Origin of the sequence: Paraburkholderia strydomiana (genome assembly GCF_031456815.1) — a bacterium.
GTDB classification, from domain to species: domain Bacteria; phylum Pseudomonadota; class Gammaproteobacteria; order Burkholderiales; family Burkholderiaceae; genus Paraburkholderia; species Paraburkholderia caledonica.
Genome location: NZ_JAVDVL010000002.1, coordinates 378,851 through 401,468, shown reverse-complemented (window position 1 = coordinate 401,468; position 22,618 = coordinate 378,851). Strand labels below are relative to the sequence as shown.

17 protein-coding genes are annotated in these 22,618 nt (G+C 63.3%); 10 read left to right on the top strand and 7 right to left on the bottom strand.

What is annotated here, in order from left to right:
* Positions 1 to 729: 729 nt before the first annotated feature.
* Positions 730 to 1,263: a GNAT family N-acetyltransferase gene (locus tag J2W46_RS07385; RefSeq protein ID WP_310352543.1), complete on the bottom strand. Its 534-nt coding sequence runs from the start codon at positions 1,261 to 1,263 to the stop codon at positions 730 to 732.
* A gap of 310 nt (positions 1,264 to 1,573) precedes the next feature.
* Between J2W46_RS07385 and tcuC the strand changes: the two genes are divergently transcribed.
* Entirely contained in the window at positions 1,574 to 2,875 is a 1,302-nt protein-coding gene (gene tcuC, locus J2W46_RS07380; RefSeq protein WP_027804790.1) for an MFS transporter, read from the top strand.
* Positions 2,876 to 2,987: 112 nt separating this feature from the next.
* On the opposite strand, the gene J2W46_RS07375 is transcribed toward tcuC, so the two are convergent.
* Positions 2,988 to 4,835, bottom strand: a complete 1,848-nt coding sequence (locus tag J2W46_RS07375; RefSeq protein WP_310352540.1) for a tetratricopeptide repeat protein — start codon at positions 4,833 to 4,835, stop codon at positions 2,988 to 2,990.
* 124 nt (positions 4,836 to 4,959) lie between these two features.
* Here J2W46_RS07375 and J2W46_RS07370 point away from each other — a divergent pair, with 124 nt between their 5' ends.
* The 3 genes from J2W46_RS07370 to J2W46_RS07360 all read left to right on the top strand — a co-directional run bounded on the left by J2W46_RS07370 (position 4,960) and on the right by J2W46_RS07360 (position 8,518).
* Positions 4,960 to 5,337, top strand: coding sequence for an ArsR/SmtB family transcription factor (locus tag J2W46_RS07370; protein WP_310352537.1), 378 nt, complete (start codon positions 4,960 to 4,962; stop codon positions 5,335 to 5,337).
* Positions 5,334 to 6,611: a cation diffusion facilitator family transporter gene (locus J2W46_RS07365; RefSeq protein WP_310352535.1), complete on the top strand. Its 1,278-nt coding sequence runs from the start codon at positions 5,334 to 5,336 to the stop codon at positions 6,609 to 6,611. Before J2W46_RS07370 ends, J2W46_RS07365 begins: the two co-directional genes overlap by 4 nt.
* Before the next feature lie 182 nt (positions 6,612 to 6,793).
* Positions 6,794 to 8,518: an FAD-dependent monooxygenase gene (locus tag J2W46_RS07360; RefSeq protein WP_310352533.1), complete on the top strand. Its 1,725-nt coding sequence runs from the start codon at positions 6,794 to 6,796 to the stop codon at positions 8,516 to 8,518.
* A gap of 91 nt (positions 8,519 to 8,609) precedes the next feature.
* On the opposite strand, the gene J2W46_RS07355 is transcribed toward J2W46_RS07360, so the two are convergent.
* The 4 genes from J2W46_RS07355 to J2W46_RS07340 are packed head-to-tail and all read right to left on the bottom strand — an operon-like array spanning position 8,610 to position 13,884.
* Positions 8,610 to 8,861, bottom strand: a complete 252-nt coding sequence (locus tag J2W46_RS07355) for a formate dehydrogenase subunit delta (protein WP_020068993.1) — start codon at positions 8,859 to 8,861, stop codon at positions 8,610 to 8,612.
* Between the two features lie 8 nt (positions 8,862 to 8,869).
* Positions 8,870 to 11,821 carry a formate dehydrogenase subunit alpha gene (gene fdhF, locus J2W46_RS07350; protein WP_310352531.1) on the bottom strand — a complete coding sequence of 984 codons (2,952 nt, stop codon included), beginning with the start codon at positions 11,819 to 11,821 and terminating at the stop codon, positions 8,870 to 8,872.
* Between the two features lie 15 nt (positions 11,822 to 11,836).
* Positions 11,837 to 13,402 carry a formate dehydrogenase beta subunit gene (locus tag J2W46_RS07345; RefSeq protein ID WP_310352529.1) on the bottom strand — a complete coding sequence of 522 codons (1,566 nt, stop codon included), beginning with the start codon at positions 13,400 to 13,402 and terminating at the stop codon, positions 11,837 to 11,839.
* A complete protein-coding gene (locus J2W46_RS07340; protein ID WP_020068990.1) occupies positions 13,399 to 13,884 on the bottom strand; it encodes an NAD(P)H-dependent oxidoreductase subunit E in 486 nt (161 codons plus the stop codon). Before J2W46_RS07340 ends, J2W46_RS07345 begins: the two co-directional genes overlap by 4 nt.
* A gap of 134 nt (positions 13,885 to 14,018) precedes the next feature.
* Between J2W46_RS07340 and J2W46_RS07335 the strand changes: the two genes are divergently transcribed.
* Positions 14,019 to 15,098 carry a substrate-binding domain-containing protein gene (locus J2W46_RS07335; protein ID WP_310352528.1) on the top strand — a complete coding sequence of 360 codons (1,080 nt, stop codon included), beginning with the start codon at positions 14,019 to 14,021 and terminating at the stop codon, positions 15,096 to 15,098.
* Between the two features lie 110 nt (positions 15,099 to 15,208).
* Entirely contained in the window at positions 15,209 to 15,475 is a 267-nt protein-coding gene (locus tag J2W46_RS07330) for a hypothetical protein (RefSeq protein ID WP_020068988.1), read from the top strand.
* Positions 15,476 to 15,556: 81 nt separating this feature from the next.
* On the opposite strand, the gene J2W46_RS07325 is transcribed toward J2W46_RS07330, so the two are convergent.
* Positions 15,557 to 15,916 carry a COG4315 family predicted lipoprotein gene (locus J2W46_RS07325; protein ID WP_020068987.1) on the bottom strand — a complete coding sequence of 120 codons (360 nt, stop codon included), beginning with the start codon at positions 15,914 to 15,916 and terminating at the stop codon, positions 15,557 to 15,559.
* 796 nt (positions 15,917 to 16,712) lie between these two features.
* On the opposite strand from J2W46_RS07325, the gene J2W46_RS07320 reads away from it, so the two are divergent.
* From J2W46_RS07320 to J2W46_RS07305, 4 genes are all read left to right on the top strand, one after another.
* A complete protein-coding gene (locus J2W46_RS07320; RefSeq protein WP_310352524.1) occupies positions 16,713 to 17,666 on the top strand; it encodes a lysophospholipid acyltransferase family protein in 954 nt (317 codons plus the stop codon).
* 110 nt (positions 17,667 to 17,776) lie between these two features.
* A complete protein-coding gene (locus J2W46_RS07315; RefSeq protein WP_310353080.1) occupies positions 17,777 to 18,970 on the top strand; it encodes an HlyD family secretion protein in 1,194 nt (397 codons plus the stop codon).
* 2 nt (positions 18,971 to 18,972) lie between these two features.
* Positions 18,973 to 21,075, top strand: a complete 2,103-nt coding sequence (locus J2W46_RS07310; protein WP_310352522.1) for a peptidase domain-containing ABC transporter — start codon at positions 18,973 to 18,975, stop codon at positions 21,073 to 21,075.
* Complete coding sequence (locus tag J2W46_RS07305; protein ID WP_310352518.1) at positions 21,068 to 22,603, top strand: TolC family outer membrane protein; 1,536 nt, start codon at positions 21,068 to 21,070, stop codon at positions 22,601 to 22,603. Before J2W46_RS07310 ends, J2W46_RS07305 begins: the two co-directional genes overlap by 8 nt.
* The last annotated feature ends 15 nt before the right edge of the window (positions 22,604 to 22,618 follow it).

The window sequence follows — 22,618 nt, the reverse complement described above, 5'->3', positions numbered from 1 at the left end:
GTCCTGCGACACGCGCTTTCACTGGCGCAAAGGCATGCTGAAAAGGGGAAGCCTCAGGCGCAGCCAGACTGTTCGCGAGAACGGAGTGCCCCGGAGGCAAGCCGCCCCGAAGTGGCAACGCGTCCGCCTCATGCTCGCCCACTGCCTCCGGTATCCTGGCGCCCATCGCCAATCCCATCATGGCCGCCGCGGAAGCGTCGGTAATCGGATAATTCGGCGCCACCCATCGACAGAACGAGCGAATAGGCTGGTCGCGTAAGTCAAATGTCTTGAGGACCGCTCCGTAAAGCCCGTGCAGCCCTTTATCCAGGCGGTGGCTTGGCGCGAGCAACGTCCACCCGCGGCCGAAGGGCGCCGGCACATCATTGAACGGGCGGGAGCGGGGCAACGCCATCGCGCCGTCAATTATGGTTAAAGGTGTGGTGGGCATCGATCTCTTCCAGCGCCTCGGGGACGGACGCCGCCTGGCGTCCCGTAGGTCGGAGAGACGATGGCCTCGGAGCAGTACGCGAAGCGGAAAACGCTTCATGCGTCCACGCGCAAAAGCGCAGGGACGCGCATGAGCCTCCGCGAATGCATCAGCACTTCAACAGGAAAGCCATCGTCGGGAAGAAAGCATGATGCGCCCGAACGAAACCGGCAACGCTCAGACGCTTCGCAACGTGAGTGCAGATCTGTCCGGGATTGCAGCGCTCAAGACGCAGTTCAACGCGCAGCTCAAGACGCAACTCAAGCGCTCGACTTGTCCAACCGATAAATATAGCGCAGCGCCGTGATATCCGCGCCGCCCATGCGATCCGGCTCTGCGCCGACATACTGCCAGCCTTGCCGTTCGTAGAAGCCGATAGCCGGCAGATTGCCCTCTAGCGCGAACAAATAGAGTTGGGTCTCGCCTTGCGCGCGAGCCCAGTCTTCGGCGGCGCGCATCAGCAGTTTGCCGACGCCAATGCCCTGATGCTCCGGCAGTGCATGCAGGTTATCCAGCAGCACGCCCCACGCGGATTCCGGTTGACTCTCCACGCATACGAAGCCAACGGGCGCGCCGCCCAGTTCTGCAATCGCCACCATGCGACGCTCGCCGCCCGGCGCGCTCATGCGGGCTTCCCAATAGGCCGCGCGCTCCTGAGTGACTTCACCGTCCAGAAAAGCGTCGGGCAACAAACCACGATAAGTGGCGCGCCAGCTCGTGCTGTGAATAGACGCGATAAGCGCTGCGTCGGCGATGGTTGCGGGGCGCAGCGAAAGGGCAGAGGCGGTTGGCATCGGGAAGGGCATCACGGCAATGACGAGTTGCAATTCTAACGGTCGCGAATGGCGCAGCCGGCTGTAATGAAAATGTAGGGAATACGCAACAGCAGGATCGACGGTAACATGCTGTGGCGCGGTTTCCGGCGGACCTCAACGTTTACCCTGATACCGCTAAAGTGTATTGGGTCGCAGAATTCAGCGCCCCCGGCGCGGCCCAACCTGCGGCCAACCATTTGCCTGTGGCATCCGCATTCTCACCGGGCGCGGATCGTTTCAACTGCCAGATCGCCGCGGCTCGCCGGGCGTCGGCTTATCAGAGAACGTCATGTCAACAGCGTCACACGCTATCTCCTCGTCGCAAGAATCCAAAGCCAAGACAGTGTTCCGCGTAGTCAGCGGCAACTTTCTTGAAATGTACGACTTCATGGTCTACGGCTACTACGCGTCCGCGATTGCCAAGACCTATTTTCCGAGCGGCAGCGAGTTTGCGTCGCTGATGCTTTCGCTGTCGGTATTCGGCGCGGGCTTCCTGATGCGGCCGCTCGGCGCGATTGTCCTCGGCGCTTATATCGACCATCACGGTCGCCGCAAGGGGCTGATTCTCACCCTGGGCCTGATGGCGCTCGGCACGCTGACCGTAGCGTCCATTCCCGGCTACGCGACGATCGGCCTGCTTGCCCCGGTGCTGGTGCTGCTGGGCCGCTTGCTGCAAGGCTTCTCCGCCGGCGTGGAACTGGGCGGCGTGTCGGTGTATCTGTCCGAGATCGCCACCAAAGGCAACAAAGGCTTCTATTGCGCGTGGCAGTCGGGCAGCCAGCAGGTTGCCGTGGTGTTCGCCGCGCTGCTCGGCGTGATGCTCAACAAGATGCTGCCCGCCGACCAGATGAGCGCATGGGGCTGGCGCGTGCCGTTCCTGATCGGCTGCCTGATCGTGCCGTTTCTGTTCATGATTCGCCGCTCGTTGAAGGAAACTGAGGAGTTCTCGGCGCGCAAGCATCGTCCGGGAATGGGCGAGATCATGAAGACCATGGCCGCGAACTGGGGCACCGTGCTGGGCGGCATGGGCATGGTGATCATGACCACTGTGTCCTTCTACATGATCACGGCTTATACGCCGACCTTCGGCAAGGAAGTGCTGAAGCTGTCGTCGATCGACACGCTTGTCGTCACCGTCTGCATCGGTCTGTCGAACCTGATCTGGCTGCCGCTCGCGGGCGCGCTGTCGGATCGCATCGGCCGTCGTCCGGTGTTGCTCGCTTTTACGGCGCTCACCATCGTCACCGCGTACCCGGCGCTGCAATGGCTCGTTGCGGAGCCGTCGTTCGCGCGCCTGCTCGCTGTCGAGTTGTGGCTGTCGTTCCTCTACGGCAGCTATAACGGCGCGATGGTCGTGGCGCTGACCGAAGTCATGCCGGTCGAAGTGCGCACCGCAGGCTTCTCGCTCGCGTACAGCCTTGCCACGACGATCGGCGGTTTCACGCCGGCCATTTCCACGCTGCTGATCCATTCCACCGGCAACAAGGCGGCCCCGGGCCTGTTCCTCGGCGTGGCCGCGATCTGCGGGCTGATTGCAACGCTCGTGCTGTACCGCACGCCTGAATCGCGCGATCAATACAAAGCAGCATGACTCCGAGCATGTGCTGACGCCGCTTGCGACGTCGACGCAACAAAAACAAAAAACCCCGCGCTCGTCAGACCGCGGGGTTTTTTGTTGCCGTAGCAATCACACGACCGGGCGGCTAGCCCCGGCGCAATTCGTTTGCGACCGCCTGCACGACTTCGCGCCATGCATCGGGCTGCGGCTGACGTACCAGTGTCGCGCTTGCGTACCACGGGCTGCGCTTGTCGTCGGCGCACCAGCGCCAATCGGGCGCGAACGGCAACATCAGCCAGAGCGGCTTGCGCAGCGCGCCGGCGAGGTGCGCGATTGACGTATCGATCGACACCACTGCGTCGAGGCGTTCGATGATCGCCGCCGTATCCGCGAAGTCGTCGATCCGCTTGTCGAACCGATGAATCGACCCGGCTCGCGGATGCGCGTCCAGCGCGGCGCATTCATCGGCACTGAGATTGGGCTGCAACACGATCCAGTCGATGCCTTCTATCGCGAAAAGCGGATCGAGCTCGGCGAGCGGCATGGAACGCGTTTCGTTCTGGTGGATGCGCCCCGACCACGCGAGTCCGATCTTGCGCTTTGCCTGGCCGCCCAGCGAGCCGCGCCATTTTCGCCGGTACGCGGGTGGCACGCTGAGATAGGGCGTGCGCTCGGGAATCGTGTCCAACGTCGTGCCGAGCGCGAGCGGCAAGCTCAGCAACGGACACTGAAGATCAGCGGCGGGGCGCGGCGCGCCTCGCGGGATGAGCGTCACACGCCACGCCTGCGCGGCCGGCTCGAGCAGCGGCAGCAACTGCGGCTGTACTTCGAGCACCACACGCGCCGCACGTTGCGCGGCCAGCGGGACGAAGCGTACGAACTGCAACGTATCGCCGAAACCCTGTTCGGCGTGTATCAGCAGCGTGCGTTGTGAGACCGGCTCGCCGTGCCAGCGCGGCAAGGTTTCGATGGCCGGCTCGGCGACCGTTTGCAGGCGCCATTCGTATTCAGGCAACCCACGCGCGAAGTCGCCCAGCGCGAGCCACGCTAGCGCCCGGTTCATGTGCGCCGACGCGAGATCCGGCTGCACGCGCAACGCCTGATCGAATGCGCGTACGGCGGTGGCGTGGGCGCCCAGCGCCTGGTGTGCGGTGCCAAGGCTCAGCCACGCGAGCGCGAATTGCGGATCCAGTCCGACTGAGCGTTCGAGATACGGTATCGCTTGAGCGTGACGCCCGAGCGCAGCCAGCGCGTTGCCCATGCCGAAGATGGCAGGCGGCAGGTTCGGCTGCAATGCAAGCGCCGCCTCGAACGAGGCAACCGCTTCTGCGTGACGGCCGGTGGCGTCGAACGTATTGGCGAGGTTGAAATGCGCAGCGACGAAGCGCGGCTCGGCGGCGAGTGCAGCCTGGAAGCATGGGATCGCTTCGTTGGCGCGGCCGAGCGCAGTGAGCGACATGCCCATGTTGTTGAGCGCCCCGGCGTGACCTGGGCGCAACTCCAGCGTGCGCCGGAACGAGGCGATGGCTTCCTCGTGACGACCGAGCGCGTGCAATGCGTTGCCCAGATTGTTATGCGACGAGGCGTCGTCCGGCTGCAGGCGCAACGAGCGGCGGAATGCGTCCGCGGCGTCTTCATGACGACCTGCCGCCGTGTAGGCGTTACCGAGGTTGTAGTGCGCCATGGGGAACGACGGCGCGAGCGTAAGAGCGTTGCGGAACTGGTCGATGGCTTCGTCGATCTGGCCGAGCGCCTTCAGCGCGTTGCCGAGGTTCAGTTGCAGCGCGGCGTCCTGCGGGCGCAGGTCTACTGCGCGCCGCACGAGTTCGGCGGCCTCGGCGTGCTGGCCCTGCTGGTGGCGCAGGACGCCCAGCAGGTGCAGCGCATCGACGTGCACCGGGTTGCCGTCGAGCGTCGCGCGGTAGCCGCGTTCGGCATCTTCGAGCCGGCCGTCACGATGCGCCGCGAAAGCGCGGTCAAATACAGGTTGCATGACGGGGATGGTAGTCGGGTGAGGCAAAGGCCGCATTTTCCCACACTCGCAGACTCGCACCCCGGTTTGACCCGGCGTGACTGTTTCGCTAACATGTGAACACCTGTTCATATATCTGCCGCCTATGGTTCCCGCTACGGCTTCGCCGCCCTTGCCGCCCTTGCTACCTTCGCCGGCAAGTTTCGAACCGCGCCCGGCGGACAGGATCGCGCCGCTCGCGGACCTGTTTCGCCTGCTGGGCGATCCGACGCGCTTGCGCATCGTGCTGGCTTGCGTCGACGAACGGCGGGCGGTGGGTGCCATTGCCGAAGAACTGAATCTGTCGCCGTCGCTCGTGAGCCATCATTTGCGGCTGTTGCGCGCGGCGCGAATCGTGCGGGCGCAGCGGCAGGGCAAGCAGGTGTTCTATCTCGCCGCCGACCGCCACATCAGCACGATGCTGGCCGGCATGCTTGAACACGTGGCTGAACCCGCCCGTGATGACGCATTGGATCTGCCATGAAGAAAATCGAAGAAAGGGAAGACGAACACGCCCCGGTGTGGCTCGACGCGACGGATAACGACGTCGCGGACACGCAGAGTCGCGTTGCCGGCACGCGGGTTCATGAGGACAGTGATCGCGGGGTTGTAGCGGGGGAGCGTTCTGCTCGTGGGTTTGAACAGGACGGCCATGGGGACGGCCGCGATCATACTCATGCCGCCAGCCACAGCCACGACCACGGCGGCAGCCACGACCAGACTCATGGCCACGACCACAGTCACGGCCAGAGCCATGACCACAGTCACGACCATGGCCATGACCACGAACACGACGACAGTCACAGTCACGGCGGTGGCCACAGCCACGGACACAGCCACACCCACGCAGGCCACCACCATCACCATCACGCGCCCGTCGCAGGCCACGGCTTCGCGTTCGCGCTGGCGGTCGCTCTGAATGTCGCGATCGTCGTGATTCAGGCGCTGTATGGCGTGCTCGCGCACTCGACAGCGCTGCTCGCCGACGCCGGTCACAACCTGTCCGACGTACTCGGCCTGCTGCTCGCCTGGGGCGCCGCCTGGCTCACGACGCGCCGTCCTTCCGCACGCTACACGTTCGGCTACGGCAGCTCGTCGATTCTCGCGTCGCTGGCCAATGCGGCGCTCCTGTTGTTCGCGTGCGGCGTGATCGTCGCTGAGGCGATCGGCCGCCTGATGAATCCGGCGCCGGTCGCAGGGCTCGCCGTGTTCGTCGTTGCGACCGTGGGCGTTGTCGTGAACGGAATTTCCGCATGGCTCTTCATGCGTGGCCAGAAGGAAGACCTCAACATTCGCGGCGCCTTCCTGCATATGGCAGCAGATGCCGGTGTGTCCGCCGCGGTGGCCATAAGCGGTCTCGTGATTCTCTATACCAACTGGACGTGGCTCGACCCGGTAATGAGCCTGCTGGTGGTGGCAGTCGTCGTGTACGGGACCTGGGGTCTGTTGCGCGATTCGGTGAGGCTCGCGCTCAATGCGGTGCCGTCAGGCGTCGACCTGCAGAGCATCCGCGATTATCTGGCAGACCTGCCCGGCGTCGAGGGCGTGCACGATCTGCACGTGTGGGCGCTGTCGACCACGGGCAACGCGCTCAGCGTGCACCTCGTGATGCCGGCCGGGCATCCTGGCGACGAGCGGCTCGATGGCATCGTGCTCGCGTTGCGGGAACGTTTTTCGATGCAACACGCGACGCTGCAAGTCGACCTCGGCACGACCAGTCATCGTTGCGCGATGGAACATCCGGCCGAACAGCACTGACATCTGCCGACGCAGCAGCCCGCTGAAGCATTGACGCACCGACCCGCCACAGCACAACGCCGCGGTGCCGGTCTACGACAAGCCCGGCTCTGCGCGATACACCTCGCAATCGATGCACCGCGCCGTTCAGCCCGGGGGCTCGGGGCGTACACTAGAGCGCACTGTGCTCTGCGGAGTTTCGCATGGACGCTGCTGCTGATAATGCGTCGCCGGTCCTGATCGTCGGAGCGGGTCCGACCGGCCTCGCTGCTGCGATGAGCCTCGCGCGCGCTCATATTCCCGTGCGTCTGATCGACCGGGCGATGCAGCCGAACCCTTATTCGCGGGCAATCGGCATTCAGGCGCGCACGCTCGAACTGCTGGAGCAGCATCGGCTCGTCGAGCGGTTTCTCGAACTGGGCCATCGCGCCCGCGTCGCCAATCTGTTTTCGCACGGCATGCGCCTCGCGCAACTCGACTTCGATCCGCTGCACACGCGCTATCCGTATCTGCTGTTTCTCGATCAGTCGGTGACCGAGCGTCTGCTGACCGAGCATCTCGCGACGCTCGGCGTCACGGTCGAGCGGGGCGTCGAACTCACGATGTTCACACAAGGCTCGGCCGGCATCCAGGCGACGCTGCGGCGCGCCGACGGTCACACGCAAACGCTGCGTCCGTCCTACATGATCGCCGCGGATGGCGCGCACAGCATGATCCGCCATGGCCTCGGACTGAGCTTCGAGGGCAAGACGCTTGAGCAGACTTTCCTGCTTGCCGATCTGCACGCCGAGACGGACTGGCCCGAGGACGAATTCCACATCTTCGCTTCCGGCGAAGGTCTCGTCGCACTCTTTCCAATGGGCCACGGCCGGCATCGGCTGATCGCGGATCACGCAGTCGAGCGCGTCGCCGAAGCCGCGCCGCTGTCGCCGGTAGTGCTTGGCGAACCGCCGCTCAATCGCGCACCCGGACCGTCGCTCGACGAATGCAAGGCACTGCTCGCGAGGCGCGTGCATGAACGCGTCGATGTCTCGGAACTGGCTTGGTCCTCGTATTTCCACCTGAACAGCCGGATGGTCGAGCGGCTGCGCGTGGGGCGCGTCTTCCTTGCCGGCGACGCCGCGCACGTGCATAGTCCGGCCGGCGCACAGGGAATGAACACCGGCATCCAGGAAGCGTTCAATCTCGGCTGGAAGCTCGCGCGCGTTCTGAAGGGCGCGGCGCCCGATCGCCTGCTCGACACCTACCATCTCGAACGCCATCCCATTGAGCGCGACGTGCTGCGGCAAACCGGCTTCATCACGCATATGGCCGAGGCAGATCATGGGCCGCTCAAGCTGCTGCGCGAGCGCGTGATGCCGGTTCTCGCCGCGCTCGGTCCGTTGCGCGACGCCGCGCGGCTCACGATCAGCGAATTGTCGGTCCAGTACCGCCGCAGTCCGCTCACGCTCGAACGCGTGCTCGACGGCGGCCCGCGCGCGGGCGAGCGCGCGCCGGATGCGGTGGTGCACGTGGTCGACGGTCCGCTCGGACGCGCGCCTGGCATCGGCTGCATTTTCGATCTGCACGACCCCGCGTTTTTTTCGCTGTTCGTGCTCGTGCCGCCATTGCCCGTCGACGAAAAGCCGCTCGATCCGGATGCAAAGCACGAGCCGCCGCGCGACGCCGAGTTCGAGCGTCTCGTGGCCGACATGGAGAGATTGTTGCCAGGCGCGGTGCGCATCTGGCGCGTGACGGATACGACCGGCGACGGCGGTCCGTCGCTAGCCGAGTCGTATGGGCGAACGCGGCCGTCGTTCTATCTGCTGCGGCCCGACGGCTACATCAGCGCGCGTGGGCGCACAGGATCGGACCTGAACGGCCTCTTGCGGCATTGCGAAGCGTGGTTCACGGTTGGCGGACAGATACCGGAGCAGACAGCCGTGTAAAGCTGCGGCCGGCGGCTGACCCGGTGGAGCCGCCGCCTATACGTGCAGACCGCGCAGACCGCGCAGACCGCACGACCTGTTACATGCCGGTTCAGGCGATTGAAGGCTCCGCAGGCGTCAGGCGTTCGCGGTGTTTGACGAGCGCTTCCCTGACGATCGCCGACATCGCGATGCCGCTTGCGTCCGGGTTATCGAGCGCCGCGAGCAACGCGCGCCGCATGCGCGGCTCCCAGAAACGGCGGATGTGGTCGGCGACGCCTGTCACCGCTTCTTCCCGGTCCGGCATCGAATCGAAAAAGTCGCCGATGCGGTTTGCCATGTCGATCAGATTCTGTGTGTCCATGGCTCGCCTCACTTACCCGCGGTCGCGTTGGCCATCTCGCGCTGCTTCAGCAGTTCGAGTTGCTCCGCGTTAAAGCGCGAATACTCTTTCTGCCATTGCGACGGCTGTTCGACCGGCATCACCTGCACCGCCGTGACCTTGTATTCCGGACAGTTGGTCGCCCAGTCCGAGCTGTCGGTCGTAATCACGTTCGCGCCCGATTCGGGGAAGTGGAACGTCGTATAGACGACGCCGGGCTGCATCCGCTCGGTGACCTTCGCACGCAATACGGTCTGTCCCGCGCGCGATTCGATGCCGACCCAGTCGCCGGTCTTGATGCCGCGTTCTTCCGCGTCGTGCGGATGCAGTTCGAGGCGGTCCTCGTCGTGCCAGCGCGAGTTCTCCGTGCGGCGCGTTTGTGCACCCACGTTGTACTGCGACAGAATGCGCCCGGTGGTGAGGAGCAGCGGAAATTTGCGCGTGACTTTTTCCGGCGACGCGATGAACTTCGTAATCACGAACTTGCCCTTGCCGCGCACGAACGTATTGATGTGCATGGTCGGCGTGCCGTCGGGCGCCTCTTCGTTGCAAGGCCACTGGATACTGCCGAGTTCGTCGATTTTTTTGTACGACACGCCGTGGAAGGTCGGCGTGAGACGCGCGATTTCGTCCATGATCTCGGACGGATGCGCGTAGTCCATTTCATAGCCGAGTGCGCGCGAAAGCAGCAGCGTGACTTCCCAGTCGGCGTAGCCCGGCACCGGCGGCATGACCTTGCGCACGCGTGAGATGCGGCGCTCCGCATTCGTGAACGTGCCGTCTTTTTCGAGGAACGTCGAGCCGGGCAGCAGCACATGCGCATACTTCGCGGTCTCGTTCAGGAAAATGTCCTGTACGACGATGCATTCCATCGACGACAACGCGGCGGCCACGTGGTGCGTGTTCGGGTCCGACTGTACGATGTCTTCGCCCTGGCAATACAGGCCCATGAAGCTGCCGTCGAGTGCTGCTTCGAACATGTTCGGAATGCGCAGACCCGGTTCGGTTTGCAGCGTGACATTCCACGCGTCCTCGAACTGCGAGCGCACGATCGTATCGCTGATGTGTCGATAGCCCGGCAGCTCGTGCGGGAACGAGCCCATGTCGCACGAACCCTGCACGTTGTTCTGGCCGCGCAGCGGATTGACGCCGACGCCTTCGCGGCCGATGTTGCCGGTGGCCATCGCGAGGTTCGCAATGCCCATCACCATGGTCGACCCCTGCGCGTGTTCAGTGACGCCGAGGCCGTAGTAGATCGCGGCATTGCCGCCCGTTGCATAGATGCGCGCGGCTTCGCGCACGTCTTTGGCCGGCACGCCGGTCACGGCTTCCGTTGCTTCAGGCGCATTCTCCGGAAGCGCGACGAAATCGCGCCATTGGTCGAACGCGCGTCCCTCGCAGCGCTCGGCGATAAATGCTTCGTTCAGCAACCCTTCGGTCACGATGACGTGAGCGAGCGCGTTGACGATGGCGACATTCGTGCCCGGACGCAATTGCAGATGATGCGACGCCTTGACGTGCGGTGTATCGACGATATCGATGCGGCGCGGATCGACCACGATCAGTTTCGCGCCTTCGCGCACGCGGCGCTTCAGACGCGAGCCGAACACCGGATGGCCTTCGGTCGGATTCGCGCCGATCACCATGATCACGTCGGCCTTATCGACCGAGGCGAACGTCTGCGTGCCCGCCGATTCGCCGAGCGTCGTCTTCAGGCCGTAGCCGGTCGGCGAATGGCAGACGCGTGCGCAGGTGTCCACGTTGTTGTTGCCGAACGCGGCCCGCACGAGCTTCTGCACCAGATACGTTTCTTCGTTCGTACAACGCGACGACGTAATGCCGCCGATCGAATCGCGTCCATGCTTCGCCTGGATGCGGCGGAATTCGGAAGCTGCGTAATTGATCGCTTCTTCCCAGCTGACTTCGCGCCACGGATCGGTGATTTTCGCGCGGATCATCGGCTTGGTGATGCGGTCCTTGTGCGTCGCATAGCCCCATGCAAAGCGGCCCTTCACGCACGCGTGACCTTCATTCGCCTGACCGTTCTTGAACGGCACCATGCGCACGACCTGGTTGCCCTTCATTTCGGCCTTGAACGAGCAGCCGACGCCGCAATACGCGCAGGTGGTGACGACCGAATGTTCGGCCTGGCCGAGCATGACCACGGTCTTTTCCTGGAGCGTGGCAGTCGGGCACGCGGAGACGCACGCGCCGCACGACACGCATTCCGATTCCATGAACGGCTGGTTTTCGCTCGCCGCCACGCGCGATTCGAAACCGCGCCCCGCGATGGTCAGCGCGAACGTACCCTGGGTTTCTTCACATGCACGCACGCAGCGATTGCAGACGATGCATTTCGCCGGATCGTACGTGAAGTACGGATTCGATTCGTCCTTCTTGTCCTGCAGGTGATTCGCACCGTCGATACCGTAGCGCACTTCGCGCAGTCCGGTGACGCCTGCCATGTCCTGCAATTCGCAGTCGCCGTTCGCGGGGCAGGTCAGGCAATCGAGCGGGTGATCGGAGATATACAGTTCCATCACGTTGCGGCGCAGCGATTGCAAACGATCGCTCTGCGTGCGCACCTTCATGCCCGCTTCGACCGGCGTCGTGCACGAGGCCGGATAGCCGCGCTTGCCTTCAATCTCGACAAGACACAGGCGGCACGAGCCGAACGGTTCCAGCGAATCGGTCGCGCAGAGCTTCGGCACATTCACGCCGGCTTCGATAGCGGCGCGCATGACCGACGTGCCGGCCGGCACCGTTACCGCCTGGCCGTCGATTTCCAGTGTCACGTCGATGTCGGCGTGACGCTCGGGCGTGCCGTAGTCGGTGTCGTCGAAGTAGGAGCGCGGGGTGCGCGATTGTGCTTGCGCTTGCGATTTGCACGCGCAGTTGCCGGAGCCGCAGCCGCCGGCAGGAGTGTTGAGCATGTCTGACATGGTTGGGCTCCTCGTTCAGGCCGCGGCTTTCGGTGCGTCGGCGCGAGCGTCGGCGAGACCGAAGTCTTCAGGAAAATGGTCGAGTGCGGACAGCACGGGGTAAGGTGTCATGCCGCCCATCGCGCACAGTGAGCCGGACACCATCGTGTCGCAAAGATCGCGCAGCAACTGCACTTGCCGCGTGGACGTGTCGCCGTTACGGATTCGTGCGATCACTTCGACGCCGCGTGTGGAACCGATGCGGCACGGCGTGCACTTGCCGCAGGATTCGAGCGCGCAGAAGTGCATCGCGTATTGCGCGAGTTCGGCCAGATTCGACGTGTCGTCGTGCACGACGAGACCGCCGTGGCCGACCACGGCGCCGACCGCCGCATACGCTTCGTAATCCATCGGAATGTCCCACTGGCTTTCCGGCAGATAGGTGCCGAGCGGGCCGCCAACCTGCACGGCGCGCGCGGGCCGGCCGCTTGCCGTGCCGCCGCCGTAGTCGTGAATCAGTTCGCGCAGTGTCACGCCGAAGGCAAGTTCCACGAGTCCGCCTTGCTTGACGTTGCCTGCCAGCTGGAACGGCAGCGTCCCGCGCGAACGGCCCATGCCGAAGTCTTTGTAGAACGCCGCGCCGCGCGCGAAGATGATCGGCACCGTGGCGAGCGTGATGACGTTGTTGATCACCGTCGGCTGGCCGTACAGACCGACCAGCGCGGGCACCGGCGGCTTCGCGCGGACGATGCCGCGCTTGCCTTCGAGCGATTCGAGCAGCGCGGTTTCTTCGCCGCAGACGTACGAGCCGGCGCCCTTCGCGACGAACAATTCGAACCGATGCGCGGAGCCGAGCACGCTATCGCCGAGCCAGCCGGCGGCGCGCGCTTTTGCGATTGCGGCTTCCAGCGTCGCAATTGAATGCGGATATTCGCTGCGCACGTAGATGTAGCCGGCCGTTGCGCCGGTCACGACGCCCGCGATGATCATGCCTTCTATCAGCACATACGGGTCGCTCTCCATCACGAGGCGGTCGGAGAAGGTGCCGGAGTCGCCTTCGTCCGCATTACAGACGATGTACTTCTGCGCGGCTTTCGCCGCGCGCACCGTGCGCCATTTGATGCCGGCGGGGAACGCGGCGCCGCCGCGTCCGCGCAGGCCCGATTCGATCAGCGCTTCGCATGCGGCGTCTCCGTCGGTTTGCAACGCCTGGCGCAAGCCTTCGAGGCCGCCGTGCGCAACGTAGTCGTCGGTGGAAAGCGGGTCGGTGATGCCGATGCGCGCGAACGTCAGACGCTGTTGCTTCTTCAGATACGGAATCTTGTCCACCACGCCGACGCGGCGAGCATGCTCGCCACCGTCGACGAAGCCCGCGTCGAAGAGCGCGCCTACGTCACTTTCCTCGACGTTTGCATAACCGATGCGGCCTTCGGCCGTTTGCACTTCGACGAGCGGTTCGAGCCACAGCAAGCCGCGCGAGCCGTTGCGAATCAGGTCTATCGCGATGCCGCGGCGTGCGGCCTCGGCTTTGATCGCGTCGGCCAGCGCATCGGCGCCGAGTGCGAGCGCCGACGAATCGCGGGGAACATAGATGCGCGTCATGCCGTCACCTCCACGCATTTGCTGGCGGCCGCGAAAATGGCGTCGAACTTCTGCGGCGTAACCTTGGCATGGAGCGTGCCGTTCACCATCATCGCCGGCGACAGCGCGCATTGGCCAAGGCAGTACACCGACTCGAGTTCCACCGCGTCGCCGGTTTCATGCCCGGCATCGAAGCGGCAGCCCGTGTGCGCCTCGATGTGCTGCGCGAGCGCCTCGGTGCCCATGCTGCGGCAGGCTTCCGCGCGGCACAGTTGCACCGTGACGGGCGCCGCCGGACTCGTGCGGAAATGGTGGTAGTAGGTGATGACGCCGTGCACTTCCGCGCGCGACAGGTTCATCACGCGAGCGAGCGATGGCACCGTGGCGGGCGGCACGTAACCGAGTTCGTCCTGAATCGCGTGCAGCACCGCTAGCAGCGACTTGCCAGGCAGCGCATGACGCTCTACGAGCTGTTCCGGCGCGAAGGCGATGAGATCGTCCAAGTGGGGGCTCCTCCAAAGTCATATATGCACTTGTTATTCATAATGTGTGCACTTATGCTTCGTTTATTCGATATGGGATAGCCGAACGATAGGCGGGCGAAACAGCCTATGCAATAGGAGAAACCTGTACATATATGATCAGAATCGAGTGCCACGCGCAACTGGTGTTGAAGGGTCCGGACGGTCGGGAGGCAAGCCTGTCGGACGTCGTGCCGTTGCTCGCTCTCGTGAACGAGTCGGGCAGCATTGCTCAGGCGGCGACGCTTAAGGGTTTGTCCTACCGTCACGCGTGGGGTTTGTTGCGCGGAATCGAGGAGCGTCTGGGCGGTCCGCTGATCGCGAAGGAGCGCGGCCGAGGTTCGGTGCTTTCGGAACTCGGCCACGCGGTGCTGCGTGCGCAGCGTTTATGCGGCGAGCGGCTCGACGGCAATATGCAGGCGCTGGCGAGCGAGGTGGCAAGCGATCTGAATCGTTGGCTCGCGCCGCCCGTCGATCACGTGCGCATTCACGCATCGCATGGCTATGCCGTGGCGGCGCTCGTGACCGCGCTGGTCGCAAACGAGCTGCCCGTCGAAATCAAATACCGCGACGGTGCGGACGCCGTGAGTGCGCTCGCACGCGGCGAGTGCGAGCTGGCCGGCTTCCACTTGCCTCTTGGCGAGTTTCGCGAGGCTTGCGCCGATACGTACCGGCGCTGGCTCGATCCGCAACGCCATGTGCTCGTGCATCTGACGCGGCGCAAGCAGGGGCTTTTTCTCGGCAAGGGTAATCCGAAGACCATCGGCGGCCTGAGCGACCTCGCGCGCGACGACATCCGCTTCGTCAATCGTCAACATGGCTCCGGCACGCGCATGCTGCTGGATCTGGCGTTGACAAAGCTCGGCATCGACCCGGATCGCGTGAATGGCTACGCGTCGGCGGAGCTTACGCATTCGGCGATCGCTGCATTCGTTGCGAGCGGCATGGCCGACGTGGGCTTTGGCGTGGAACCGGCGGCGCATCATTTTGGGCTCGACTTCATTCCTGCCGTCGACGAAGACTATTACTTCGCATGCGACCGCGCGCGGCTCGAGCGCGAGCCGCTGTCCACGGTGATCGAACTGTTGCGCGGCAGCGCGTTTCATGAAAGCGTCGATCAGCTGCAAGGCTACGATCCGCGCGAGTGCGGCAAAGTCGTGGACCTCGAAACAGGATTGAGCGGAGCAGGCGCGTAAGCGGTTGTAAACATCGTGGCGCGTTCGACGCTGCGTATGGCTTTCGTTTGGGATACTCTCTAAGCTTCCGCTTTTGCCCAACCGCGCGCCAGGCCGCGCTACGAATCGATATGAAAGCTCTTGTACATGCATGCGCCGCCGCAGCGTCGGCTGGTTTGCTCCTCGTGACCATTCCGGTCGCTTTCGCGCAGAATTCGCCGGGCGTGCCGGGCGGCATTCTGCAGGAGCAGTTCCGGCTTGCTGAACATCCGCAAATGCCGTTCGCGGCTTCCGCGCCGTCGGACAAATATCAGTCGGACAAGAAGTCGGCCATGCGCAAGCGCGGCGACCTGGGCGACCCGAATGGCTGCAACCTGCGCTGTCCGAAAGACGAGTAGGCTGCTGTTCAGTGCATATCTGCTAGTTGAAACGCCGGCGCTTTGCCGGCGTTTTTCGTTGGTTGTGCGTCTGGGCGCTGGTTACGGCTTTGCCGTGTGCCAGACGTCCTTGAAGCCGTCTCCTTTTGCGTCCCCCGCCTGCTTGTCCGCCGAGTAGCGATAAAGCGGATGACCTTTGTACGCCCATTGCTGCTTGCCGTCCGCCGACGGAATCAGTGTCCAGTCCCCGGACGGTTTGTCGGAGGGGCTCGCCACGGCAGCCGGCCAATAGCTCATGCAGCCGCCCGTGCAGGCGCTGACGCCCGGCGTGGTGTCCTTGTCGAACGTGTAGAGCGTCATGCCGTCGGCGGTAACGAAGCGGCCGTCGACAACCTTCGGGGGTTCGGCAAAAGCGGCCTGTTGCAGTGCCAGCAAGGCGAGGCAGAAGAGGGTTTTGCGCATGATGTCGGCTCCTGTTGTTTGTGATCGTGTGAGTTGTTAGCGCGCAGGGCGGCTCGCGTCCGCGCGTGAGGTATCAACGAACGAGCCGGGAGGTTTATTCCCATCTCGTTCCCGGTGCGTTTGCGGTCGCACTGTCACAGTAGGCGACGGATTCGGGTTTAGCAACGCGTCGCGATGTTGCAAGGCGTGATTTACCGCGGCTTTGTTGACTTAAGTTAATTCCTATTTTGACGTAGGAATGTTTCGCATTGTATGTAGGAGCGACGAATTAGCCGGGTGTATGTTTTTCATGAACACGCGGTCATTAACCAAAATCATTGATTGGTATTTTTAGCGTGCGCCCATACCGCGCCCGGAAATAGAACCGACTGGTCGATCCGACGGTCACAGCCCTTATAGCCCGGGCAGGCTCGCCATGTGCGCCGCCGGGCAACGTAATCTGGAATATTCATGGATTAATCAAAGAAAATTCCGATGAATAAAGATAAATGAAAAATTCCGTCAAGATGCCGTTTTCTAGAAAATCCCGGGTGCTAGAATTTGCGCCGCTCGCTGAGCAAGAAATTACTTTCGAGCTAATCATTATTCAGTTAACTTAGGTAAACAAAAATGCAAAAAATCAACCGTAATGAACTGGCCAAATCCGCTGTTGCGGGCGGTTGCTGCAAGAGCAGCACCGCAAATACGACGCCGACGACGCTGAAGAGCGCTGCTCCGGTCAAGTCGCGCGCCTAATGCTCGACCGTGCCGGGACCGCGCCCGCTGGCGCGGTCCCGGCACACGAACGAACGCCAACATGAAGCCGTGGGTCGTCGGGTGGAACGTGCTGACTTTCCTGCGCAACCGGATCGCGAGTGCGAGGCGCAGCGTACAGGTCGCGTTGATTGCGCGCATGCCGCGATCGGCAATCGAGCCGCTGTCCGCCGTTTTATGGCAGGTCTATCGGCTCGTCGATGCGCGTACGCGGTGGGAAGGCGTGTGCCGTTACGAGATTGGCCGCGACGTACTTGACTTGCCACTGCGCAACCCGGGCCGCGTTGCCGCCGGCCGCTTCCGGGAGCGCCTGATCGACCAGCGGATTTACTTTGGCCGGCTGTCGCGTGGCAGCGAAGCATGGTCCGACCTGCAGCAGATCGCGAGTTCGATCGCCACACGAATCAGGCAACTGCAGGCAAATGAACCCGGTCGCCCGGTCATCGTGTCGCCGTTTCACTATGTGTCGCAATACGCGAACATTTATGTCATCGACGAATTGCGGGCGTTGCTCGGACTCGAATCGATCGCCGTGGTGTCCGGCGTGCCACGAGATATGTATGGCGATGATCACTCGCTCATACCAGGCGTGAACGTGCTGTACACCTACGGGCAAGACGATCGCAATGGCCTCGGCCTGCGTGTCGCGCGCGCGTTGAAGCGCAGTGGCGTCGCGGTGTTGTTTGCCGACGTGCCTCCGTTCGCACTGCACCGTTATCCCATGGAGACGGTGAGCGTCTCCATGTTTGGGCGCAACGCGCGCATTCATAACGGTGTGTTCCGGTTGGGCGCGCAGTTCGACGCGATATTGCTGCCGTTCTATCTGCGCTTTGAGCGCGGGCGTTTCGGCGCCGAAATATTCGAGCCGTTGCCGCTTGCCGGTACAGGCGCTGTCCAGCAAGTTGCGAGGTATATCGAAGCCGCGGCCGCGAGCAACTATTCGGATTGGCTGGTTGCCGGCCATCCCTCGATGTACTCGTTCGCGCCCGTTCGCTAAAGCTTTTCCCGCCCAGCGCAAGAGCCGCGGTATCGCATTCGTCCCAAAAGCGCGCAGGCATAGAAATGCGCACAGACCAGCACCCGCTGGCATCCGGCAGCAACGAGGCTATGGAACCGATTTATCTCCCACAATTCAGGGACGTCTCGTGGCGTTGGCTCGCCTATGCGGCGTCCACGCTCATCGTTGTCGCGGTCGTTTTCGCGTTCGTTCACGACGTCGAGCTGAAACAGGACGTGCGCGCGGAAATCGTGTCGCCGTCGGAAATCAAGATCCAGGGGCTGAGCGGACTGGTATCGGACATCTATGTCAGCACCTCGGCGCGCGTCGGGCAGGGCGCACCGCTCTTCAGGCTGGAGCGCGATCTTTCGCTGGCGAGCGACGGCCGGCAGCGCCCGGCCTTTGACGCGCATGACCGCGACGAGCAGATTCGTACGAGCGAAGCGCAATACACGCAGCGCAAAGCCGACCTCAGCGCGCAACTGGACGCCGCACGTCTTGCCGCGCAAAGCCGTCGGGCCGAGATCCTCGCGCTCGATGAGCAATTGAGCCAGAACGAGCAATTAGCCAACGAAGCGCAACGTACGGTCGCACGGCTCGAATCGGTGTCGGACTACGTCACCGCAGACCGCGTCGAACAGGCGAGGGCGGTGACGCATCAGGCGAAGGTGTCGGTTGCGCAAAGCGCCGCGCGCCGTCAACAGTTGAATGCCGAACTCGGCGCGGCACTCGGAACCCAAACCGGGCTTGGTGCGCAGTTGACTGAACTCGAAGCGCGCCATGCGCGCGAACTCCAGGACATTCGTGTGCGGTTCGAGCAGATTCGCCAGGACGCGACCATTTCCGCGCCGAAGGCGGGCGTCGTTACTTTTTCTGGGCTCGTTCCCGGCCGCACGCTGGCCACGGACGACGTCGCACTCGTGATATCGACCGGCGAGAAGGGGCCGCTGCGCGCTGCATTGCGTATTCCTTCGCGACGGCGTGGCTTTATCCGCGAAGGGCAAGTTGTGCGGCTCAAGTTCGACGCGTTTCCCTATGCAAAATTCGGCAGCTACGCGGCGCGCATCGATTCGATCTCCCGCACCACGGTGCGATCAGGAATGTCACCGGCGGGCGCTTCGGAGCCGCGCGGTGCGCAAGGCGATTACATGGCATGGGCCACGTTGAGCGACGACAAGTTCAAGTTCGAACAGCAACGCTTTGACATTCTGCCCGGCATGGCCGCGACGGCGAGCATCGTGATCGAACGGCGCACCATCGCCGAATGGGTGCTCGCGCCATTTTTCCGCATGCTGCGAGCTTGACGATGCGCGCTATCTATCAAAACGAAGTTGCCGAGTGCGGCTACGCGTGTCTGGCCATGGTCCTGTCGCACTTCGGCCGAGCCATTGAAGTGCGAGAGTTGCAGGCTTTCAGGCCGATCTCAGCCAACGGCCTCTCGCTGATGGACCTGTACGATGTGGCAGTCGAATTCGGTCTCGCCGTGCAGGCATACCGCTTTGACGCAGGCGATCTGCCGAGCATCAAGCGCGGTTCGATTCTGCATTTCGGCGGCGCGCATTTCGTCGTTTTCGAGAATTGCGGGCGCGGCTATGTGAAAGTGATCGATCCGGCGAGCGGGCGGCGGCGCATCTCCATGGACACCTTTGTCGCTAATGTGTCCGGCTACCTGCTCGAATGTGCGCCGACGCCAGCCATGCCGCGTGTGCGCAACAAGTCGCGTGTGCCAGGCGCGCTGGCTCGCGTGCGGGCGCTCAATCCGCAACTCACCGCGCAGATCGCCAAGGTGATGTTCGTTGCGCTCGGCAGCCAGTTCGCGATTCTCGCCATGCCGTACCTCGGCAATCTGTTGCTCGACGACGTAGTCGCCCCTGACAACCTGAATCTGCTCAGTGTATTGATACTGACGTTCGGCGGCATTTTTATCGTCGGTGCGTTGAGCCAGTACGTTCAGACCTACCTCGTCGAGCTTCTGCACGGTTTAGTGCAGATGAACATGACCGAGGGAATCGTGGCGCAGCTGTTGCGCAACCCCATACCGTACTTCGAGAAGCGTCACGTCGGCGACCTGTTCGCACGCGTGAAGGCGCAAGACGAAGTTAGCGCCTTCACCACGCGGACAACGATCTCGTCAGGTATCGACGTCGCGGTCGGCATGCTCGCGCTCGCATTGATGCTGGTGCAAAGCAGGCAACTCACGCTGATCGCCGTGCTGATTTTCATGGTCTACGTGGCGGTGTCCTTCGCGTTGTTTTCGCGCATGCGCGACACCCATGCACTGGTGCTGGAGGAGTCGGGGCGCTGCGACGACACGCTTATCGAAACGATACGCGGGGCTTCGTTGATCAAGCTGTCGCAGGGCGAGGCGCGGCGCACGGCGATCTTCATGGGGAAATATCGCTCGTATATGGCGGCGTTGGTGAAGAACAGCCGTCTCGCGAGCGCACGTGACGCGATCCTCAAACTTGTCGACTACGCGGACATGATCGCGGTGAGCTGGTTCGCCGCGCGTCTGATGCTGAGCGGCACGATTTCGGTGGGCGTCTTCTATTCGTTTCTGATCTACAAGTCGCTGCTGTCCGAGCGTTTTGCGCGAGCCGTCAACGCAGCCTTCGAATATTTCATGCTGAGTGTTCCGGTTGCGCGCGTGGGCGATATCGTCGATGGCGAAGCGGAGCGGTACACCGAGCCCGGCGAGATGCATAAGGCCGTCGAGGTGCGAACGTTCGAGCGCATCGACGTGCGCGGCGTCACGTTCCGCTACGGCGTTTCGGATCAACCGGTGCTCAAGGACGCGAACATCGTGATCCGGCGGGGCGACAAGATTGTGATTACTGGCGCCTCGGGAACCGGCAAGTCGACGCTCTTCAAGTTGCTTGCCGCAGCCGAGCCGCTGCAGGAAGGCGAGATCACGCTAAACGGGATCGCGTGGCCGAATCTCAGCGTCGATGAAATCCGACGACATGCCGTTCATATGCGACAGGGCGATCTGATCCTGCACGGCTCGATTGCCGACAACGTCTCACTTTTCGCGGGCAATGCGGACGAGGCGCGCATTCATGCACTGCTGGACGACGTCGGCTTGCTGCCCGATGTCATGCGCCTGCCGATGCGCACGCGCACGGTGATTAGCGACACGATCGCGAATATTTCAGCGGGCCAGCGGCAACGGCTGCTGCTGGCCCGCGCGTTGTATCAGCAGCGGGAACTGCTGCTGCTCGATGAGCCGACTTCGAACCTCGACCCCGCATCCGTGCGGCACGTTGTCGACTTGTTGCTGCGTCTCGAACGCACGGTGGTCGTGATTACGCATGACATGTCGCTCGCTTCGGCGTTCGACACTCGCTATCGATTGGTCGATGGTGAACTGGTGTGCGAGGCTCGCGAAGGAGTTCTGGCGGATGAATAAACGCAAGATCGCGAGCGCACTGCTTATGTTCAGCAGCGTGGTTTACGCAGAGGCCGCAGAGGCTGTCGATCTGCTCACCGTGGTGGAGCAGAGCACCGATCACGACGCGGATCTGGCGGCGTTTCGCGCCGGCTCGAGAGCCGCGGGAGAGGCATTGCCGAAAGCCCGCGCGGCGCTGCTGCCACAAGTGGCGGCGGGTTGGGGGCGGGCGTACAACAGCACGGTGACCGAGGGCGTTCCGAACACCCACTACTGGCAGAACGGGTGGACTGTCGCGCTCACGCAGCCTGTTTTCGACTGGAGCAGATGGACCACTTATAAGCAGGCGGATTTCGTTCAGGCGCGCGGCGCGGTCGATCTCGCGCGTGCGCAGCAATCGGCCGTTCTGCGAGCCGTGCAAACGTACTTCGACGAACTCGCAGCCGAAGACGAACTGACACGCGCCGACGACTACACGGCGGCGCTGGATGTGCACCTGGAAGAACTGCGGCGCCGGCGGCGTGCCGGCGAGGCCACGGTGATCGATGTGCAGGAGGCCGAGGCGGCTTGCCAACAGGCGCGGTCGCAACAATTGGACGCCCGGGACGACTTGCAGTTGAAACGGCTCGCGCTGGAACACCTCACGGGGCAGCGGTTTGCGGGGCTGTCGCGCTTGTCGGACGCCGCTGTCATGCCAGGACTGTACCCGGAAGATATGGAAAGCTGGGCCTCGCAAGCCGAGGCGCACGACTACACGGTGCAACTGAGGCAGATCGATCGGCGCATTGCAGAACTCGAGGTCGAGAAGGCTCGCGCAGCTCGGTTACCGGTCGTGAATCTGACGGCGAGCCATACGCCAGCCGGCGCAGCGTCCGGCTACGTCCGCCCGACGACGACAACGACGGCGATGCTGTCGATGAGCATCCCCATTTTCGAAGGCGGTGCAACGAGCGCGAACATCGACGAAAAACTGGCACTCGAAGACAGGGCACAGGACGAACTGGTTGCGGCGACACGATCGGCGGGCGCTAGCGCGCGGGAATACTGGTCGCGCTTTCTTGCCGGCGTCGCCCGCGTGGAAGCACTGTCGCGATTGGTGCAGAGTTCGCGCGCCGCGCTCAACGCGACGAAGGTCGGCTATCGCGTGGGTAGTCGCGGGAGCGCAGATGTACTGCGGGCATCCGACGCGTTTTTCGCGAATCGCCGTGATCTTATTCGGGCACGGTATGCAACAGTCGTTGGGCTTCTTCAACTGAAGGCGGCAACGGCGAGCCTTGATCTCGACGAAGTGGCGCGCGTTAATCAACTGGTGCTGAACGTTGGAGACCGTCAGCCGGTGACTCGCGCGGATGTGCAACACGCGGTGGTGGATGCCAAAGTGGAGCGGGTGGCGGTTGAGGCAAAGATAGAGACGGCTGCAGCGGATGCTGAGATGCCGCTGGCGGTGGTTGGTACCCAGCCTCCGCAAAGCGTAGCCGGCACGGATCCGCAGCCGGCAGCGATTGATGCGGCCGTGCAACGCGCGCTGGGCTCTATTCGCCAGCAATAAGCGTCGACGTAATAA

Bases quoted from the DNA above. Each gene is read 5' to 3' on its own strand.
- J2W46_RS07385 (WP_310352543.1), bottom strand. From the start codon at position 1,263: ATGCCAACCGCCTCTGCCCTTTCGCTGCGCCCCGCAACCATCGCCGAC.
- tcuC (WP_027804790.1), top strand. From the start codon at position 1,574: ATGTCAACAGCGTCACACGCTATCTCCTCGTCGCAAGAATCCAAAGCC.
- J2W46_RS07375 (WP_310352540.1), bottom strand. From the start codon at position 4,835: ATGCAACCTGTATTTGACCGCGCTTTCGCGGCGCATCGTGACGGCCGG.
- J2W46_RS07370 (WP_310352537.1), top strand. From the start codon at position 4,960: ATGGTTCCCGCTACGGCTTCGCCGCCCTTGCCGCCCTTGCTACCTTCG.
- J2W46_RS07365 (WP_310352535.1), top strand. From the start codon at position 5,334: ATGAAGAAAATCGAAGAAAGGGAAGACGAACACGCCCCGGTGTGGCTC.
- J2W46_RS07360 (WP_310352533.1), top strand. From the start codon at position 6,794: ATGGACGCTGCTGCTGATAATGCGTCGCCGGTCCTGATCGTCGGAGCG.
- J2W46_RS07355 (WP_020068993.1), bottom strand. From the start codon at position 8,861: ATGGACACACAGAATCTGATCGACATGGCAAACCGCATCGGCGACTTT.
- fdhF (WP_310352531.1), bottom strand. From the start codon at position 11,821: ATGTCAGACATGCTCAACACTCCTGCCGGCGGCTGCGGCTCCGGCAAC.
- J2W46_RS07345 (WP_310352529.1), bottom strand. From the start codon at position 13,402: ATGACGCGCATCTATGTTCCCCGCGATTCGTCGGCGCTCGCACTCGGC.
- J2W46_RS07335 (WP_310352528.1), top strand. From the start codon at position 14,019: ATGATCAGAATCGAGTGCCACGCGCAACTGGTGTTGAAGGGTCCGGAC.
- J2W46_RS07330 (WP_020068988.1), top strand. From the start codon at position 15,209: ATGAAAGCTCTTGTACATGCATGCGCCGCCGCAGCGTCGGCTGGTTTG.
- J2W46_RS07325 (WP_020068987.1), bottom strand. From the start codon at position 15,916: ATGCGCAAAACCCTCTTCTGCCTCGCCTTGCTGGCACTGCAACAGGCC.
- J2W46_RS07320 (WP_310352524.1), top strand. From the start codon at position 16,713: ATGAAGCCGTGGGTCGTCGGGTGGAACGTGCTGACTTTCCTGCGCAAC.
- J2W46_RS07315 (WP_310353080.1), top strand. From the start codon at position 17,777: ATGGAACCGATTTATCTCCCACAATTCAGGGACGTCTCGTGGCGTTGG.
- J2W46_RS07310 (WP_310352522.1), top strand. From the start codon at position 18,973: ATGCGCGCTATCTATCAAAACGAAGTTGCCGAGTGCGGCTACGCGTGT.
- J2W46_RS07305 (WP_310352518.1), top strand. From the start codon at position 21,068: ATGAATAAACGCAAGATCGCGAGCGCACTGCTTATGTTCAGCAGCGTG.